Here is a 16,935-nt window from a genome sequence, read left to right as displayed (position 1 = left end):
CTCCTGGAGGAAACATCCGATGAACCCCTACGCTGAATTCGCCATCTCCCTGCTTCTGATCATCGGGGGCGCATTTACCCTGATCGGCGCTATTGGCCTGGCTCGCCTACCGGATTTCTTTACTCGCCTTCATGGCCCCACCAAAGCAACCACGGTTGGAGTGGGCGCCATTGTGATCAGCTCTGTGATCTACTTCAGCACACTTGGACAGGGCATCGGTATTGAGGAATTCCTGATCACGGCCTTTCTGTTCATGACGGCCCCTGTGAGTGCCAACTTCCTGGCAAAAGCTGCCATGCATTTGAAGGTTAACACCACAGAAAACACCCGGGGCCATCCCTGGGACCAGTAATTCAATCAACAAGTCCAAGAACTTTTTGTGCCAAGGAATCGTATTAAATACGGATTATAAAAACCGCCGTTAACTGCAGGACGTTTTAACTTGGGTCTTAAAGGAGCACCCTTGAATGATGTTACTGGCTGTGCTTTCGGGATTTTTGCTGGCTGTGGCGGTTCCCGCGCTCTATCGCGTGGCAGGTAAACACATTGGCTGGGTGCTGGCCCTTCTCCCCGCATTGCTCACGGCCTATTTTGTCAGCCTCATCCCGGCGGTCAGCGGCGGTGAAACTCTTCTGATTCGTAACCAGTGGATGCCCGGACTCGGCGTCTCGCTGGATTTCATGGTTGATGGCCTGGCACTGGTCTTCGCGCTTCTGATCAGCGGTATCGGAGCCTTTATCCTGATCTATGCCGGTTCCTACCTCCAGGGCCACAAGGATCTCGGCCGATTCTACGTCATCATGCTGTCGTTCATGGCGTCGATGCTTGGGCTGGTATTATCCGACAACCTCATCACTTTTTTCGTGTTCTGGGAACTGACCAGCATCACGTCCTACATGCTGATCGGCTTCAACCATGAAGATGCAGAAGCCAGGAAATGCGCCCTGCAGGGGCTCTTCGTCACAGCGGGAGGCGGCCTGGTACTGATGGCCGGCCTGATTCTCCTGATCTTCATCACGGGGAGCTATTCGTTCTCCGAGATACTGGCATCCGATCTGGCCATTCACGACCATGGTTACTACACCGCGGCGGCAGTTTGCATACTCATCGGAGCCTTCACCAAGTCTGCGCAGGTACCATTTCACTTCTGGTTACCCAATGCCATGGCTGCGCCCACCCCCGTTTCTGCCTACCTGCACTCGGCGACCATGGTCAAGGCAGGCGTCTATCTGCTGGCGCGCCTGAACTCATCCATGGACGGGGATGCGCTGTGGAGCAACTCCCTGATGTTTTTCGGCGCTGCGACCATGCTCACTGGCGCCTACCTGGCCTTCAGTAGCACCGGCATCAAGAAGGTGCTGGCATACTCGACGGTCATGGCGCTGGGCACCCTCACCATGCTCATCGGGATCGGCACGGAAAAGGCGATCATCGCTTTCGTCTGCGTTCTGGTGGCGCACTCGCTGTATAAGGGCGCCCTGTTCATGCTGGCGGGCGCACTGGACCACGAAACAGGCACCAAAGACATCACGAAAATGGGCGGGCTCTGGCGCAGCATGCCCAGGACCGCGGTTATCACCGGGCTGGCTGCATTGTCGCTGGCAGGGCTTCCGCCACTCTTCGGCTTCGTTGCCAAGGAATTGATGTTCGAGTCGGTTATCAACTCGCCGGTGTGGCCATGGGGGCTCCTGACAGCAGCTGTCGCTTCGTCGATTCTGGTCGTGGCCGTAGCGGGACTGGTTTTCCTGAAGCCGTTCTTCGGTCCCGTTCGCACCACTCCAAAACAGCCCCACGACGCGCCCGTCGCCATGTTGATTGGCCCGGCCGTATTGACCCTTCTGGCGCTGATTTTTGGCGTGGCGCCATTTGTGCCCGCAATCTTCGTACTGGATGCCACAGTCTCATCCGTCTATGGCACTGGGGTGACGACGGCTCTGGCCCTGTGGCACGGAGTGAATGTTCCATTGATGCTGTCTGGCGCCAGCCTCCTCGCAGGCTCCCTGCTTTTCATAACCTGGCAGCGACTGCATCCGAAGCTTTATGCCGTCAACACGGCCGCCAGCCGCTTTGGTCCGGAGGCGGGCTATTTCCGATTCATGCTCGGGATCACCCAGGTTGCAAGCTGGCAAACCCGGGTGCTGCAAAACGGGGTTCTGGGCATCTATCTGCTGATCCTCGTTCTGGTCACTTTCGGTCTGACAGGCTACACGCTGTTCACCCGCCACGGTTTCCAGCTGGATTTCGATTTCAGCAATGGCTACTTCTACGAGTTTGGCATCGCTCTTCTTATTGTCGCAGCCACCGTGTTTGCCAGTGTCACCCGGTCCCGGCTGGGTTCCGTTGCGTCAGTCGGCGTGCTGGGTTTCGGAGTGGCCCTGATATTCATTCATTTCAGCGCGCCGGATCTTGGCATCACTCAGCTCCTCGTGGAGACCCTGACTGTGATACTGCTGGTCCTGGTGCTCTTCAAACTGCCGCCTTTCGTCAACCTCTCATCGCCGTGGGAACGTTATCGGGACCTGTCCGTGGCTATCTTTGCCGGCGCGACCATGACCCTGCTGATGCTTGCGGTGCTGGATATCCAGTACTTCGACAGTATTTCCAGCTATTACATTGAAAACAGTTATGGCCTGGCCTTCGGCAAAAACATCGTCAATGTAATTCTGGTGGATTTCAGGCAGCTGGACACCCTGGGGGAAATCTTTGTTCTGGGCCTTGCGGCGATGGGGGTTTACTCGATGGTCAAACTCAGGGCGGAGGACCAGCACAAGCCATGAAAACCAATACGCTCATACTCCACACCGCCGCTCTCGCGATTATGCCGCTACAACTGATGTTTTCGGTGTTCCTGCTTTTGCGCGGGCACGACGAACCCGGTGGCGGTTTTATCGGTGGACTGGTGGCGGCAAGTGCGTTTGTGCTCTATGCCTTCGCGTTTGGCGCCGAATCAACCCGCAAGCTGCTGCGTGTCAGCCCCCGGGATATTCTGGCGGCCGGGTTGCTCTTCGGTCTCGCCTCAACAATCCCTGCCTTCTGGACTGGCCAGGCCATGCTTACCGCACTCTGGTGGGAGGTTCCACTCCCCGGTGAAGGCTACCTGAAACTATCAACCGTTCTGATTTTCGACATTGGCGTGTACCTGGCCGTACTGGGCACGCTGATGACCTTTGTGATCAGCCTGATGGAGTCGGACGAATGAACCGTGCATTCATTCCCAGGGAGGGGGCTCAGTTATGGAAACCTTGATGGCCTATGTCGTTGGGCTGCTGTTTACAGCCAGCATATACATGATGCTGCGCCGCTCTATCGTCAAACTCGTCATTGGCCTGATCATTCTGAGCAACGCGGCCAACCTTCTGATTTTCGTGGTCGCGGGTTTGACCCGGGGCGCACCACCGCTGATTCCCGAGGGGGCGAGTGAAGTCGTTGGAGCAGTGGCCGATCCCCTGCCGCAGGCCCTTATTCTCACCGCCATTGTGATTGCTTTCAGCGTCCTGGCGTTCGCCGTGGTTCTGATCCGTCGTGCCTACGAAGTGGTTGGAACCGATGACCTGGACAAGATGAAGGATACGGATACTTGAACCCGGAACTCGTTCTCCCGATCCTGATACCCCTGACAGCCGGAGCTCTGTCCCTGGCATTCTGGCGCTCGATCACGCTTCAGCGGGTCCTTGCAGTTGTTGCCACCGGGCTGTTGCTGGCAGCCGGCATCTGGCTCATGAGTTCAACCATTGAGCAGGGTTTTCTGGTGGTTGAAATGGGCAGTTGGCCTGCGCCCTTCAGCATCGTGCTGGTGTCCGATGTTCTTGGCGCCATCATGATTGTGCTAACCGGCATTATCGGCCTTGCCATCGCAATCTATTCGCTGGCCTCAACACCGAAAGGTCATGAAAAATTCGGTTATTACCCCCTGATGCACCTGCTGCTCGCCGGCGTAGCCGGAGCCTTTCTGACTGGCGATATATTCAACCTGTTCGTCTGGTTCGAGGTGATGCTGCTGGCATCGTTTGCCCTCCTGACCCTGGGCGGGGAGCGAGCCCAGATGGAAGGCGCCATCAAGTACGTGACCCTGAACCTGTTCTCGTCGGCCATTTTCCTCTCCGCCGTGGGCCTGCTCTACGGGATGGTGGGCACCCTGAACATGGCGGACATCGCCCAGAAACTGAACAGCGTGGAAGACCCTGGCATGGTGACGGTGGTCTCGCTGATGTTCATGGTATCGTTCGGCATCAAGGCGGCGGCGTTTCCCCTGTTTTTCTGGCTCCCTGCCTCCTATCACACGCCGCAAGTCGCCGTCTCAGCGCTGTTTGCAGGGCTGCTGACCAAGGTAGGGGTCTACGCACTCTATCGGGTATTCACGCTGATCTTCACGCAGGACGTCGCCTACACACACACCATATTGCTCTGGGCCACGGCCCTGACAATGCTGACCGGCGTTCTCGGCGCGGCGGCGCAGTTCGAATTCCGGCGAATCCTTTCTTTCCACATTGTCAGCCAGATCGGCTACATGCTGCTCGGGCTGGCGCTGTTCACGCCTCTGGCCCTGATTGGCGGCGTGTTTTACATCATGCACCACATCATTGTGAAGACGAATCTGTTCCTGGTGAGCGGTATCACCTACCGTCTGCTTGGGAGCTATGAGCTGAAGAACCTGGGCGGTGTTTACCGTCAGCGCCCGTACCTCGCTCTGTTGTTTTTGATTCCGGCGCTCTCGCTCGCCGGTATTCCGCCTTTGTCCGGTTTTTTCGCCAAGTTCATTGTGGTGAAAGCCAGCCTGGAGGCCAGTGAATATGTGATCTCTGCCATCGCTCTGCTGGTTGGCTTGCTGACCCTGTACTCAATGATCAAGATCTGGGCGGAAGTCTTCTGGAAAAAGGTTCCCGACCATGTGACCGATGTCGGCAGGCTCAACGGCGAGATAAAAAATACGCACAACTGGGCCTACTACGTGCCGGTGGTCGGGCTTGCGGCTTGCACGCTCATGATTGGCCTGTACGGGCAGCCAATTTACGTTCTGGCCGAGACGGCCGCAGACCAGTTAATGAACCCGCAGCTATACATAGAAGCGGTTCTTGGAGGGACGCCGAAATGATTGGCCTGTTCTGGAACCTGCTGCTTGCAATCGCCTGGGTGGTTCTCAGTGGCAGCGTCACTGCCATGAACCTGCTGGCCGGCTTCTGTTTTGGCTACATCGCGCTCATGGTTCTACAAAACCAGGTGCCCGCGTTGAAGGGCTACTCCCGGAGAATTCCGAGATTAATCGCCTTCCTGGCCTTTTTCCTGAAAGAGCTGGTGAAATCCAACCTGCGGGTTGCCTACGATGTCGCCACGCCGGTTTGGCACATGAAGCCCGGTGTGATCGCATTTCCGCTACAGGCACGTACCGATATGGAGATCATGTTCGTCAGTAGTGTGATCTCACTGACACCGGGGACCCTCAGCCTGGATGTTTCCGATGATCGACGGGTGCTTTTCATCCACGCCATGTTTCTTCAGGACGAGGAACAGCTGAGAAATGACCTGAGAGAACTGGAACACCGAATCCTCAAGGTTATGCGCTAGGAGCCCACCATGCTTGGAATCGCCATTAATATTGTGTATCTCATGCTGTCCCTGGCGTTACTTTTTGCCTTCATCCGTTTAACCCGGGGCCCTTCCCTGGCGGACCGCGTGGTTGCACTTGAGCTGATTGCTTCCGTGGTGGTTGGCTACGTTGGGGTTCACGCCATTGATACCGGTGTCTCCAGTTTTCTTGATGTGGCGATCGTGATATCCCTCACCGCTTTCCTCGCGGCAATAGGGTTCGCCAGGTTCCTGGAGCGTGGAGGCGTCAAGGATGAGTGAAATTTTCGTTTCCATCCTGTTGCTGGCAGGGGCCTCATTCATGGTGCTTGCGGCCATCGGCATCGTAAGACTGCCAGACCTGCCAACACGCATGCACGCATCCACCAAAGCAGGCGCGATGGGCGCGATACTCACGATGGCCGGGGTAGCACTGCACTTTTCAGACAGCGCGGTCGCGGCAAGGGCAATCGCCTTCATCGTGTTTATCCTGTTGACCGCTCCGATCGCTGCTCATGTCATCGGGCGGGCAGGTTACTTCACCGGAATTTCGCTCTGGAGCGGTACCACCAAGGACGAACTGCGGGAACGATACGATCCGGACACCCACAAGCTTTACAGCGGACTTGAAACCAAAACAGACCGAGCAGTGCCCGACAATAACAAGGACGGCTCAGGCTGATTATTTTGTCATTGGAAGTGCACGAAATTCCCGTATAGTAGGCTGCCCACATCATTCGAGGAGCCAGCATATGCTGCAAGTAAATGAATATTTCGACGGCCAGGCCAAGTCCATTTCCTTCCAGACCTCGACTCTGCCAGCCACCGTTGGCGTGATCAGCCCGGGCGAGTACGAGTTTGGTACCAGCAAGAAAGAAACCATGACCGTCATCAGCGGCGCCCTCACTGTGCTGCTCCCCGGCATGGAAGAGTGGATGACCTACGGTGCCGGCGAGAGTTTTGACGTAGCGGGTCAGGCCAGCTTCAAGGCAAAGACCGACATCGACACGGCTTACCTCTGCACCTACGAGTAATTCCGCACCTACGAGTAATATCGCTGCCCCTGAGGGGCGCGTCCGCAGAGCGAAACGGATTTCGCACCTAAGCCACCGTTCGCTCTGCATTTTTTCACCCTTTTCGGTTCCTGTTTCAGCCAATCTGTGTCAGATTTATTCCTGTTTCTCGCGATAACACCAACAACTGGGAAAGAGGACACACGTAATGGCACAGACACGCATTCTACCCCCGGCTGAAAACGCCTATGAGTACCCGCTGCTGATCAAACGACTCCTGCTCTCGGGCCCCAGGTACAATCCAGACCAGGAAATTGTCTACTCCAACCGCAGCAAGTACACCTATACGGATCTCGTCGAGCGCATTCACCGTCTGGCAAACGCATTGACCGATGCCGGCGTGAAACCGGGCGATACCGTTGCGGTCATGGACTGGGATACCCCCCGGTACCTGGAGTGCTTCTTTGCCATTCCGATGATTGGCGCCATTCTGCACACGGTCAACATCCGGTTGTCCCCGGACCAAATCGTTTACACCATGAATCACGCCGAAGACGATGTGGTTCTGGTTCACGACGATTTCCTCCCGATCATCGAGGCCGTCAAAGACGAGATCAAAACGGTCAAGACCTGGATCCAGCTCACCGACAGCGATGCCGCACAACAGGCACCTGTTGAGGCTGTCGGGGAGTATGAGGACCTTCTCGCCAGGGCCAATGACAAGTTCGACTTCCCCGATTTCGACGAAAACAGTGTAGCGACCACCTTCTACACCACGGGCACCACCGGCAATCCCAAAGGTGTCTACTTCAGCCACCGCCAGCTGGTACTGCACACGCTGGCCATGACGGGCACTGTGGCGTCATTCGACGAGATGCCGCTGATGCGTTCCTCGTCGGTCTACATGCCAGTGACGCCAATGTTCCATGTGCATGCCTGGGGCGTGCCCTATGCCGCCACCATGATGGGCATCAAACAGGTATATCCGGGCCGCTATGAGCCTGAGCTGCTGGTGGATCTGCTCAAGGAACACAAAGTGACTTTCTCTCACTGCGTGCCCACCATCATGCAGATGATGATGGCCACCGAATCCATCAAGACGGCCGACCTGAGCAACTGGCACGTCTTGATCGGCGGCAGCGCACTCACCAAAGGGCTTTGCGACGCCGGGGCCAAGCTCGGCATCAAACTTTACACCGCCTACGGCATGTCTGAGACCTGTCCGCTGCTCTGCGCGTCGCACCTGAAGCCCGAAGACCTGGAACTGCCTCTTGAGCAGCAAACTGCGATCCGGGTGAAGACCGGTATTGCGACGCCCATGGTTGAGCTGGAAATTGTGGACCCCGAAGGCAATCCGGTCCCCCATGATGGCGAGGCCAAAGGAGAGATCGTGGCCCGCGCGCCATGGCTGACCCAGGGTTACTTCAAGGAGCCCGAGAAAGGCGAGCAGCTCTGGGAAGGTGGCTGGCTTCACACCGGCGACGTAGCTTCCATGGAGCCGGACAACACAATCACCATCAAGGATCGCATCAAGGACGTGATCAAAACCGGTGGTGAGTGGCTGTCTTCACTGGATCTGGAAAACCTGATCAGCCAGCATTCCGCTGTCGCCGGTGCTGCGGTGGTGGGCGTGCCCGATGAGAAATGGGGCGAACGCCCGCATGCTCTGGTCACCCTGAAGCCGGGCGAGCAAGCCAGTGCCGAGGATATCCAGAACCATCTGAAGCAGTTTGTGGAAAGCGGCGAGATCAATAAATGGGCGATCCCGGAGCATATTGATTTCGTGGAAGATATTCCGAAGACCAGTGTTGGCAAGATCAACAAGAAACTGATTCGGGATCAGTTGCAGTAATCAGTGAGGCGTTTGGGAAGGGGCCAGATGACACACCTCATCTGGCCCCTTTTTTATAGGCCGGAAAACGTAAAATCCACCTCAGGCTTGCGGCCGTCAATAATGTCCGCAAGGGCCGCGGCGGAACCACAGGAATGGGTCCATCCAAGGGTGCCGTGTCCGGTATTCAGGTAGAGGTTGGCGAAGTGGCTTTTTCCGATGTACGGCACGTTGGAGGGCGTCGCAGGCCGTAAACCGGTCCAGAACTCCGCCTGATCCCAGTAACCTGCTTCGGGCATGACTTCCGCTGTGCGGCGCACGATAGCGCGGCAGCGGGTATAGTTCAGTTTCCGGCTGTAGCCGTTCAGTTCGGCCGTGCCCGCCACGCGCATGCGATCACCCAGGCGGGAATAAACCAGCTTGTACTCGTCGTCAGTGAGGCTGACGTTGAACGCCGCCTCCTCGTTCTTCACCGGTACCGAAATCGAATAGCCTTTGGCCGGATAGATGTTGAGGAAAATACCGAGCTGACTGGCGAGCGCCGCACTGAAGCTGCCCATGCTCAGCACGTAGGCATCCGCGCGCAGCGTCTCATGATGGCCGTCCCGGAGCGTCTGGATACCGAGTACCCGCTCGCCGGCGCGTTCGAAGCCCAGGATTTCAGTGCCGTACCGGAACTCTACGCCGGCCTCCGCGCAGCGTTTTGCAAGGTTCTGGGTAAACATCCGGGCATCACCGGATTCGTCTTCCGAGGTGTAGGTTGCCCCGGCAATCCGGTTGCGGATCGGCTTGAGTGCCGGCTCCAGCTCTACCGCCCGGTCTGCATCGATAATCTGACGGTCACACCCCAGATCTTGCATGATCCGGGTCGGCTCCATGGCACCGTCAAACTCTGCAGGATTGGTGTAGAAGTGCAGAATACCCTTCTCGAGATGGTTGTACTCGATGCCCGCTTCCTTACGCAGGGCCTGCAACTGGCTGCGGCTGTAGGTGCCGAGATTTACCATCTGGCGGATGTTGTGGGCAGCCCGGGCCGAGGTGCACTGCCCCAGAAAAGAGAGCGCCCAGCGCCACTGAGCGGGATCCAGTCTTGGCCGGAACAGCAGGGGCGCGTCGGGCTGGAACAGCCATTTCATGACTTTCAGAGGGGCGGACGGGTTGGCCCACGGCTCCGCATGGGAAACGGAGATCTGACCGCCGTTGGCATAACTGGTTTCCAGGCCGGCCTGGTTCTGGCGATCAACCACAGTTACCTGGTGCCCCTGCTTCTGCAGATACCAGGCCGTGGTAGTACCCACAACGCCTGCGCCCAAAACCAGTATATGCATGCTTGCCTCCGGTCGAACAGAATCCGCCATCCAACGGCATAATTGCAGGGATTTCTGGGCAGATTCCGGTTGGTATGAAAGTCGGGATTTGTTAACGCGGGCTCTATTGTAACGTGAGCGTGGGGGATTTGCGTGTTATACCATCAGCCAACGGCGCGCTTCACCGTCCACCCCTTTTGCTCAAGCAGCGGAACCAGAAGATCCCGCTGGTCGCCCTGGATTTCGACCACACCATCTTTTACTGTGCCACCGGTGCCGCATTTGGCTTTCAACACCTTGGCATAGGCTTTCAGTTCTTTGTCGTCCAGTGGAATGCCGGTAATCAGGGTGACACCCTTACCCTTGCGGCCCTTGGTCTCCCGGCTTACTCTGACAATGCCATCCCCGGCAGGCCGTGATGATGTACCGCAGGTACATTCATTCACGGGGTTACGGCAATCCGGGCACATACGCCCCTGCTCGGTCGAAAAAACCAGACCGCCCTCAGATCGCTTCTTCATTCTGTCTCCGTGCTATTCCTGTCTTGTAACGCCTTCAATCGAGACCGGGAGGATACTTGGTAAACATTTCGGCCACGACCTCGTCGATCAGTTCTATTCGGGTCTCGGGTGACTGGTTTTCATTGAGATAGCGCCGACTGGCGGCGCGCCAGACAACTTCTTTCGACTTGCTGTCTGCCAGTTCTACAACCAGCTTTCCCTCTTCAATTTCACGTACCGGTGGCGGCGCAGACAGGGCCCAGCCGAAATTCCCGCTGCCAAAACCAAATCCGAGTCCCAGCCCCGTCTGCTCAAGACGCTCCTCGGGCACGATCTGCCAGCTTACCAGCAAGTCGGCCTCTGCTTCAGGGACCTGTTTCAGCGCTTTGCGATTCAGCTCTCGCTCGACGGCACTGCGCACCCGAGTGCCGTCGAGTGAGGTAAAGGAAGACGAATCGGTGCCACCGGCAAACGCCCAGGAGGAATAATTACCGAAAACCACGGAAGAGTTGTAGTCGGTCACCACGTTGCTGGCACAACCGGTCATGGCCAGTGCAACAACCGCTAACATCAGAAAACGCATCATGATTCCTGTCCTCGATTGAGACTCAGATTTACGAACAGTATACGCCTCGCAGACGCACAACGATGCCCCCGGGATCCGTCACCTTTCTAAACTGTAATCCAGTTTATGGGCATCGCAGAAGGCTCCGAATGCCTCGACCTGATCCTCGGGAACCAGAACACCGGCCCGTACCGAGGCCCCGTAATCCACCGATTCCACCGATGCCCCGTTCATCTCACACCAGTGCCGCAGCGGTTGCTCGTCAGCAAATGACAGGAGCACCAGCACGTCCACCATGGGCTTCTGGACCACCCGGTCAACAGCCGACAGCACGCTCTCTGCAGCTCCGGCATAGGCTCGCACCAGGCCACCGGCGCCCAGTTTGATGCCACCAAAGTAACGGACCACCATCACCAGCACATCTCCCATATCCTTGTGCTGAATCACGTTGAGAATCGGCTTTCCGGCCGTTCCGGACGGTTCACCATCATCGTTCATACCAGCTTCGGCGGCAGAACCGGGACGCCCGATCTGGTAGGCCCAGCAGATATGCCGGGCGTCCGGGTGGTCCTGGTGGGCCTGTTCCAGCCAGTCCTTCACCTCCTCCCGCGAACTCACCGGGGCTACCCGGGCAATGAACCGGCTTTTCTTCACTTCCGTTTCACGCTCAAGGTATCCTGCCGGAACGGGGTAATCTTTTTTCATGGACAACGACCTATGGCCTCTGAAGACGAATACAACAACCCGGGCACGGCAAAGCCCGCGAAGATTCGGAAAGCGGCCTGCGGAATCCGCTTTGACGAAGACGAGCTGCAGGAGGGTATCGACTTTTCCGGCGCCGAAAAACTGAAACCTTCCGACCCGGAGCCGGAGTCAGCCGCCCCCGAAAAACACCGGAAGGCGAAGCGTCACCCGTAAGCCGCCAGTTTCTCCCGCTGCTGCCCCGATCACGCCATCGTGGGCCGCTACGATGTCTCTGGAAATGGCCAGGCCAAGCCCCCAGCCCGTGCCCCCGCGAGACTTGTCTGCGCGGAAGAACGGCTCGAAAAGCTGGCCGATCAGCTCATCCGGAACGCCCGGCCCCTCGTCATCAACCGTTAGCGTCAACCAGTCATCGGCCACCGTCACGGCCAGATGAACAGCCCTGCCAGGTGGCGTGTGGTCGAGGGCATTCTGCAGGATGTTGTCGATGGCTCGCTGTAAAAGCCCTTCATCACCCAGCACCGACGCCCTTGAACTTTCCGGCGACACCACGAGTTTGCAGTCCACACCCTGGTGTTCGGCATAGTCCGCTGCATCCTTGAGGACCTGATTGATCACATGCACCAGCCGGAGGGGCTCGCGCTCGATATCGCCGCCGGCTTCGGTAACCCGGTATAACGTCAGTATCTGACCGGTCATGGTTTCAAGCCGTTCGTTCTGGCGCAGAATGCTGGCCATCAGCTCTTCATCTGCACCGGCCTCGTTTGCCAGCTCAATGGCTATACGCTGGCGGGTGAGCGGCGTTCGCAAATCGTGGGAAATATCCCGAAGCAGATGTTTCTGGCGTTCCAGCAGACTGCAGAGCTGTTCGGTCATGGCATTGAAAGCCGTGGCCAGTTGCCCCACCTCATCCCGGCGTTGGGCGATCTTTTCGCTGACTCTCAGAGAATTATCACCGGCCGCAATCGCCTGGGCGGTGCTTTCCATGTGTTTCAACGGTCGCGATACCAGGCGGGCGATCCACCAGCACGCCAGTGAAATCATCAGCAGGGCCAGCCCGAGCTCGATGGCCCTGAAGAATCTCGGGTTGAGCCAGCCGGCGCCCTGCACCCGTGGCCAGGCCACCAACCGGTAACCGCCGCCAACGTCCAGTACCGCGGGTTTCTGCGGGTACCAGCCGGATTTCATGCGGTCGCGGATGAACGAGGGCAGCTTGCCATCGTTTTCATCCTGTTCGAGCAACACCAGAAACAGTTCAAGACGCTCGCCTTCGTCCCGCAGAAAACGCCACGCTTCGCCACGGTCGCCGGCCTCGCGAATTGCGATAGCTTCTTCGGCCAGATCCCTCAGACCTGCCTGGCGCTCGATGGCTTCCCGCTCCCGGTCCAGAAGCATCCTGGTTGCAAGGTTACTGGCCACCACGGTGACCGCCATAGCCAGCCAGATCGACAGGAAGATCCGCCAGAACAGAGGGAACATGGGCCGCTGTTTCATTCTGGCACCCGATAGCTGTACCCCAGCCCCCTAACGGTTTCGATACGGGGCGGGTCGTCGTTGCCCAGTTTTTTGCGAAGGTTACTGATGTGCATATCAAGGGTGCGGTCGTAAGCTTCAAGGCGCCGGCCCAGCGCCCATTGCATGAGATCGGTTTTGCGGACCACGCTGCCTGCGTGTGCCAGAAGAACCTGCAGAACCTCGTACTCGGTGGCGGTCAACTCCATCGCCACATCATTCTGGTAAATTCGGCGATGGCCCGGCTCGACACGTAGGTCGCCATAGGTCCGGGCCGCATTGACTTCGGTTTTCTGGTCCCAGGCAATCCGCCGCAAAAGCGCCTGCAGCCGGGCCACCAGCTCGCGCGGATTACAGGGTTTGGGAATATAGTCATCGGCACCAACCTCGAAACCGACGATTCGATCCGTTTCGTCGCCCCGGGCGGTCAGTAATACCACGGGCAGATGGGTCTCTGCCCTCAGTTCCCGCAACACCTCGAGGCCACTGATATCCGGCAGCATGATGTCCAGCACGACAATATCGCAGTCCTGACCCAGCGCCAGGGCGAGGCCGTCCCGGCCATTGGCAGCTTCCCGAATGGTAAATCCCTGATTGGTCAGGTAACGGGCAAGCAATTCCCGCAATTCATCATCGTCCTCGACCAGTAACACCCTGTTCTGCATGTCGCTTCTCCACCTGTCGTGCCGACCACAGTTGCTGCTGAAGTCTAACACGCTACCCGCAAACCACTGATTCGGGCCAGGTCACTTTGCAGAACCTTTACACTGACCCCGGGGTGATCAAAAGCCGTCTTCTGACGTATGGTATCGGGTACATAAAGGAGTTTTCCCTCACCATGTCAGAACCCGGACCAGCGACTCTCACACTGGAAACCTGCACCAGCATCAATGATATTCCCGCCCCTGAGTGGGAGCGGCTGGCTGGGCATAGCAATCCATTTCTTCGTTACGAGTTTTTCCAGGCACTGGAAGCGTCCGGATGCACATCCCCGGAGACCGGGTGGTCGCCACGTCACCTCGTGTTCCGAAAGGCTGGCAGAATCGTCGGCCTTGCGCCGGCTTTTCTGAAGAGCCACTCCATGGGGGAATATGTGTTTGACTGGGCCTGGGCCGATGCATACCAGCGGCATGGGCTGGCGTACTATCCAAAATTACTGATCGCCATTCCCTTCACGCCATCCTCAGGCCCAAGGCTGCTGCTGGATCCGGACATTCGACAACAGCTGGTACCGGAACAGGTTCATCACCTGTTGGACAGGCTGACCGATGAACTTGGAGCCCACTCCTGGCACCTGCTGTTTCCCGGCAAAGAGGACCAGGAGCTGCTTCAACACGAGCAGGCCTTACATCGCATCGGATGCCAGTTCCACTGGCATAACCATGATTACCGTAATTTCGAGGACTTCCTGGCGGCGCTGACTTCCCGCAAGCGCAAGTCCATCCGCAAGGAACGTCGCCAGGTTGCGGACCAGGGAATTTCCTTTACACGCTTTCATGGCCGGGATATTCCGGAGCACGTGCTTTCCGCGTTCTATGTGTTTTACCAGGCGACTTATCTGAAACGGGGCCAACGACCTTACCTCAACAAGCGATTCTTTGAGCTGCTTCTGGAACAGCTACCCGAACACGTACATCTGGTGATGGCAGTGCGCGAGGGCGAAATGATTGCCGGTGCCCTGTTCCTGGCGGGCAAAACCACCCTCTACGGGCGTTACTGGGGTTGCCTTGACGAATATAACCACCTGCACTTTGAAACCTGCTACTACCAGGGCATCGAACTGGCGATGGACCTCGGCCTCAGCCATATTGATGCCGGCGCCCAGGGCGAACACAAACTGGTACGTGGCTTTGAGCCGGTAATCACCCACTCCTGGCATGGCGTTCTGCACCCCGGCTTCCGCGAAGCCATAGAAAACTTCACCCGAGAGGAGGCGGACCACGTGCGTGCTTATTTCAGCGATGCGGAATCCGCCCTGCCCTTCCGACAGCAGACGCCGGATTAACTTCTATACTGATAGACCCAGACTGGATTTACGCGGGGGTCAGACACCATGGATACAGACCCATTGTGGAGCATGTTATCGGCAGGCGGCCTGCCGCTTCTGCTTTCAGCGGCCGCCCTGGGCCTGGCCGTGATTGCCCTGTTCATCGGATCGGGCGCTCGCCGGCGTAGCGAGGACCAGTTGACCGCATTACGGGAGCGTTCCGATACGCTGTGGCGGGAAGTTGACGACATACGGGTAGCACAATTCAATCGTCCGGGTGAGTCCGGCAATGGCGCTTCAGGCTCCCCAGTTGAAGAAGCCCGCTATCAGAAAGAAGTGGAAGCCTACGCCAGGATCTGGCCACAGGTATGGAATCTTCATGAACGCCTGGGCATGTTCCTGAGGGCGGTTGAAGGCGGCGAAGCGGCCGGCGAACTCAGACTGGAAGCTCGCAATGCGGCCCTGGAGGCCCGAGAGCTGCTTAACCGGAACCGCCCCTTCTGCACAGAGTCCGTCGATGAACTGGTTACCCGGCTGATTGATGCCGAGATCAAGGCGCACCTTGCGGCCTGCCAGTATCTGGACCTGCTAAAAGATGTCCCTAGCGACTCATCCAATCACGATCGCCGGGTCTTGCAGGACAAATGCCAAAGCCTGCACGAGGGCGAGGCCCGGGAGCTGATGAACCAGCTGGTCTCGTCCATTCGGCACCGGGCAATTCGCAGTAACTAGGGAGCGCCTGTTCAGCTGTTGGCGATACGGAAACCGACTTTCATTACGACCTGATAATGGCCCACCTTGCCATCAACGATATGGCCGCGGGTTTCGGTTACCTCAAACCACTCCATGTTGCGAACGCTTTTACCACATTCCTCAAGTGCATTCTCAATGGCGTCTTCAATGCTTTTCTTGGAAGACCCGACAATTTCCACTTTTTTGTACACGTGATGGTCAGACATTAAAGCCTCCTGGGAATTGCGATTTGTATTTCTGAGCCTAGAAGACAAGCGTCCTCACGGCAAACCACAGACCGGTACAAGCCTCATCCGCCAACCCACGGCTGGCGTATCTGTCCCCTATAATCCAGGTAGTCGTGAGGAACTTTCTGTCACTCAGAGGGTCCCGTCTACCCCACGCTTCGGACTGAGTTCATGAAACGATTTTTCAGATACACCGGCTGGTTCTTCGGCGCCGTGCTCCTGCTGCTGGCTGGCCCGATTCTGCTGGCCACCAGTGGCAGCCTGCAGGGAGCCGAGAGCTGGCAAACAGCCACCCGGGAAAGCGCCCGAATTGCCCCTCTGCCAGAACAGGCCGAGGAAGCCATCGTTCAGGTATACGGCGCCCGGGCCTGGAGTTGGCGAGGTTACTTTGCTGTCCATACCTGGATAGCCACCAAGGAAAAAGGGGCCAGCCATTATCGGGTTCATGAGGTGACTGGCTGGCGCAGCTACGTGGTAAATTCACGGCCCGGTGAGCCCGACAGACACTGGTACGGTGCAAAGCCGAACCTCTATGCCGATATCCGCGGCGAAGAAGCCGAAAAGCTGATTCCCGACATCTACCAGGCAGTGGCGTCCTACCCCTACCCGACCGAATACGAAGCCTGGCCCGGCCCCAACAGCAACACTTTCGTGGCCTGGGTAATCAGGGAGGTTGAGGGCCTCGATGTGGCTCTGCCGAACCACGCGATCGGCAAGGACTACCTCGGCGACCGTATTATCGCAGAGGTTCCGGGTGGCGCGGGTTATCAGGTCTCACTGGGTGGGTACTTTGGTGTGCTGGCGGGTGTCCGCGAGGGACTGGAGCTGAACCTTCTGGGCCTATCCTTCGGTATCAACCCGTTGGCTTTGGGGATCAAACTGCCAGGCATCGGCGAGTTAGCGCTTAGAAACCACAACCCGATAGCTGAAAATTCCCCTTAGGTTCGGGAAACAGGCGGGCAGGGGTTCCCAAAAA

General features: G+C 57.6%; 21 protein-coding genes. 14 read left to right on the top strand and 7 right to left on the bottom strand.

Annotated features, from left to right (window positions below):
• Positions 1-19 precede the first annotated feature (19 nt).
• The 10 genes from BM035_RS18475 to BM035_RS18430 all read left to right on the top strand — a co-directional run bounded on the left by BM035_RS18475 (position 20) and on the right by BM035_RS18430 (position 8,427).
• Positions 20-352, top strand: coding sequence for a Na+/H+ antiporter subunit G (locus BM035_RS18475; RefSeq protein WP_092033641.1), 333 nt, complete (start codon positions 20-22; stop codon positions 350-352).
• Between the two features lie 115 nt (positions 353-467).
• Positions 468-2,777 (top strand): putative monovalent cation/H+ antiporter subunit A, encoded by a 2,310-nt coding sequence (locus tag BM035_RS18470; protein WP_217646361.1) that lies wholly within the window; start codon positions 468-470, stop codon positions 2,775-2,777.
• Positions 2,774-3,199, top strand: a complete 426-nt coding sequence (locus tag BM035_RS18465) for a Na+/H+ antiporter subunit B (RefSeq protein WP_041645418.1) — start codon at positions 2,774-2,776, stop codon at positions 3,197-3,199. The genes BM035_RS18470 and BM035_RS18465 overlap by 4 nt, the downstream gene beginning before the upstream one ends.
• A gap of 34 nt (positions 3,200-3,233) precedes the next feature.
• On the top strand, positions 3,234-3,581 hold the full coding sequence (locus BM035_RS18460) for a Na+/H+ antiporter subunit C (RefSeq protein ID WP_014577872.1): 348 nt from the start codon (positions 3,234-3,236) through the stop codon (positions 3,579-3,581).
• Positions 3,578-5,092: a Na+/H+ antiporter subunit D gene (locus BM035_RS18455; protein ID WP_092033638.1), complete on the top strand. Its 1,515-nt coding sequence runs from the start codon at positions 3,578-3,580 to the stop codon at positions 5,090-5,092. The genes BM035_RS18460 and BM035_RS18455 overlap by 4 nt, the downstream gene beginning before the upstream one ends.
• Positions 5,089-5,562 carry a Na+/H+ antiporter subunit E gene (locus BM035_RS18450; RefSeq protein ID WP_014577874.1) on the top strand — a complete coding sequence of 158 codons (474 nt, stop codon included), beginning with the start codon at positions 5,089-5,091 and terminating at the stop codon, positions 5,560-5,562. Before BM035_RS18455 ends, BM035_RS18450 begins: the two co-directional genes overlap by 4 nt.
• Before the next feature lie 9 nt (positions 5,563-5,571).
• The gene (locus tag BM035_RS18445) at positions 5,572-5,844 is read left to right on the top strand and encodes a monovalent cation/H+ antiporter complex subunit F (RefSeq protein WP_014577875.1); all 273 of its coding nucleotides are present in this window, start codon (positions 5,572-5,574) and stop codon (positions 5,842-5,844) included.
• Complete coding sequence (gene mnhG, locus BM035_RS18440) at positions 5,837-6,244, top strand: monovalent cation/H(+) antiporter subunit G (protein ID WP_014577876.1); 408 nt, start codon at positions 5,837-5,839, stop codon at positions 6,242-6,244. The genes BM035_RS18445 and mnhG overlap by 8 nt, the downstream gene beginning before the upstream one ends.
• A gap of 70 nt (positions 6,245-6,314) precedes the next feature.
• The gene (gene ppnP, locus BM035_RS18435) at positions 6,315-6,596 is read left to right on the top strand and encodes a pyrimidine/purine nucleoside phosphorylase (protein WP_088827498.1); all 282 of its coding nucleotides are present in this window, start codon (positions 6,315-6,317) and stop codon (positions 6,594-6,596) included.
• A gap of 187 nt (positions 6,597-6,783) precedes the next feature.
• Positions 6,784-8,427, top strand: a complete 1,644-nt coding sequence (locus BM035_RS18430; protein WP_092033635.1) for a fatty acid--CoA ligase — start codon at positions 6,784-6,786, stop codon at positions 8,425-8,427.
• A 53-nt stretch (positions 8,428-8,480) separates the two neighbouring features.
• Here BM035_RS18430 and BM035_RS18425 read toward each other — a convergent pair whose 3' ends face one another.
• The 4 genes from BM035_RS18425 to BM035_RS18410 form a co-directional block, all read right to left on the bottom strand.
• Complete coding sequence (locus BM035_RS18425; RefSeq protein WP_092033632.1) at positions 8,481-9,734, bottom strand: D-amino acid dehydrogenase; 1,254 nt, start codon at positions 9,732-9,734, stop codon at positions 8,481-8,483.
• 143 nt (positions 9,735-9,877) lie between these two features.
• Positions 9,878-10,234, bottom strand: a complete 357-nt coding sequence (locus tag BM035_RS18420; RefSeq protein ID WP_092033629.1) for a translation initiation factor Sui1 — start codon at positions 10,232-10,234, stop codon at positions 9,878-9,880.
• Between the two features lie 34 nt (positions 10,235-10,268).
• The gene (locus tag BM035_RS18415) at positions 10,269-10,796 is read right to left on the bottom strand and encodes a DUF4136 domain-containing protein (protein WP_175497418.1); all 528 of its coding nucleotides are present in this window, start codon (positions 10,794-10,796) and stop codon (positions 10,269-10,271) included.
• A gap of 81 nt (positions 10,797-10,877) precedes the next feature.
• Positions 10,878-11,483 carry a YigZ family protein gene (locus BM035_RS18410; RefSeq protein WP_008173946.1) on the bottom strand — a complete coding sequence of 202 codons (606 nt, stop codon included), beginning with the start codon at positions 11,481-11,483 and terminating at the stop codon, positions 10,878-10,880.
• A 12-nt stretch (positions 11,484-11,495) separates the two neighbouring features.
• Between BM035_RS18410 and BM035_RS18405 the strand changes: the two genes are divergently transcribed.
• Complete coding sequence (locus BM035_RS18405) at positions 11,496-11,696, top strand: hypothetical protein (RefSeq protein WP_008173944.1); 201 nt, start codon at positions 11,496-11,498, stop codon at positions 11,694-11,696.
• Here BM035_RS18405 and BM035_RS18400 read toward each other — a convergent pair.
• Together BM035_RS18400 and BM035_RS18395 are read right to left on the bottom strand one after the other, a co-directional pair.
• Positions 11,652-12,974, bottom strand: a complete 1,323-nt coding sequence (locus BM035_RS18400; RefSeq protein WP_092033623.1) for a sensor histidine kinase — start codon at positions 12,972-12,974, stop codon at positions 11,652-11,654. The genes BM035_RS18405 and BM035_RS18400 overlap by 45 nt on opposite strands.
• On the bottom strand, positions 12,971-13,657 hold the full coding sequence (locus BM035_RS18395) for a response regulator transcription factor (protein WP_008173941.1): 687 nt from the start codon (positions 13,655-13,657) through the stop codon (positions 12,971-12,973). The genes BM035_RS18400 and BM035_RS18395 overlap by 4 nt, the downstream gene beginning before the upstream one ends.
• Positions 13,658-13,830: 173 nt before the next feature.
• On the opposite strand from BM035_RS18395, the gene BM035_RS18390 reads away from it, so the two are divergent.
• Both BM035_RS18390 and BM035_RS18385 read left to right on the top strand, forming a co-directional pair.
• Positions 13,831-14,997 carry a GNAT family N-acetyltransferase gene (locus BM035_RS18390; RefSeq protein WP_008173939.1) on the top strand — a complete coding sequence of 389 codons (1,167 nt, stop codon included), beginning with the start codon at positions 13,831-13,833 and terminating at the stop codon, positions 14,995-14,997.
• A 48-nt stretch (positions 14,998-15,045) separates the two neighbouring features.
• Complete coding sequence (locus BM035_RS18385; protein WP_053112759.1) at positions 15,046-15,711, top strand: hypothetical protein; 666 nt, start codon at positions 15,046-15,048, stop codon at positions 15,709-15,711.
• An 11-nt stretch (positions 15,712-15,722) separates the two neighbouring features.
• Here BM035_RS18385 and BM035_RS18380 read toward each other — a convergent pair whose 3' ends face one another.
• Complete coding sequence (locus BM035_RS18380; RefSeq protein ID WP_008173934.1) at positions 15,723-15,938, bottom strand: dodecin; 216 nt, start codon at positions 15,936-15,938, stop codon at positions 15,723-15,725.
• A gap of 192 nt (positions 15,939-16,130) precedes the next feature.
• Between BM035_RS18380 and BM035_RS18375 the strand changes: the two genes are divergently transcribed.
• A complete protein-coding gene (locus BM035_RS18375) occupies positions 16,131-16,901 on the top strand; it encodes a DUF3750 domain-containing protein (RefSeq protein ID WP_092033620.1) in 771 nt (256 codons plus the stop codon).
• Positions 16,902-16,935: the final 34 nt, after the last annotated feature.

Source organism: Marinobacter sp. DSM 26671 (genome assembly GCF_900112835.1).
In the GTDB taxonomy this organism is placed as follows: domain Bacteria; phylum Pseudomonadota; class Gammaproteobacteria; order Pseudomonadales; family Oleiphilaceae; genus Marinobacter; species Marinobacter flavimaris.
Note: the sequence above shows the minus strand (reverse complement) of the source record. Positions and strands in the feature narration are given on the sequence as shown.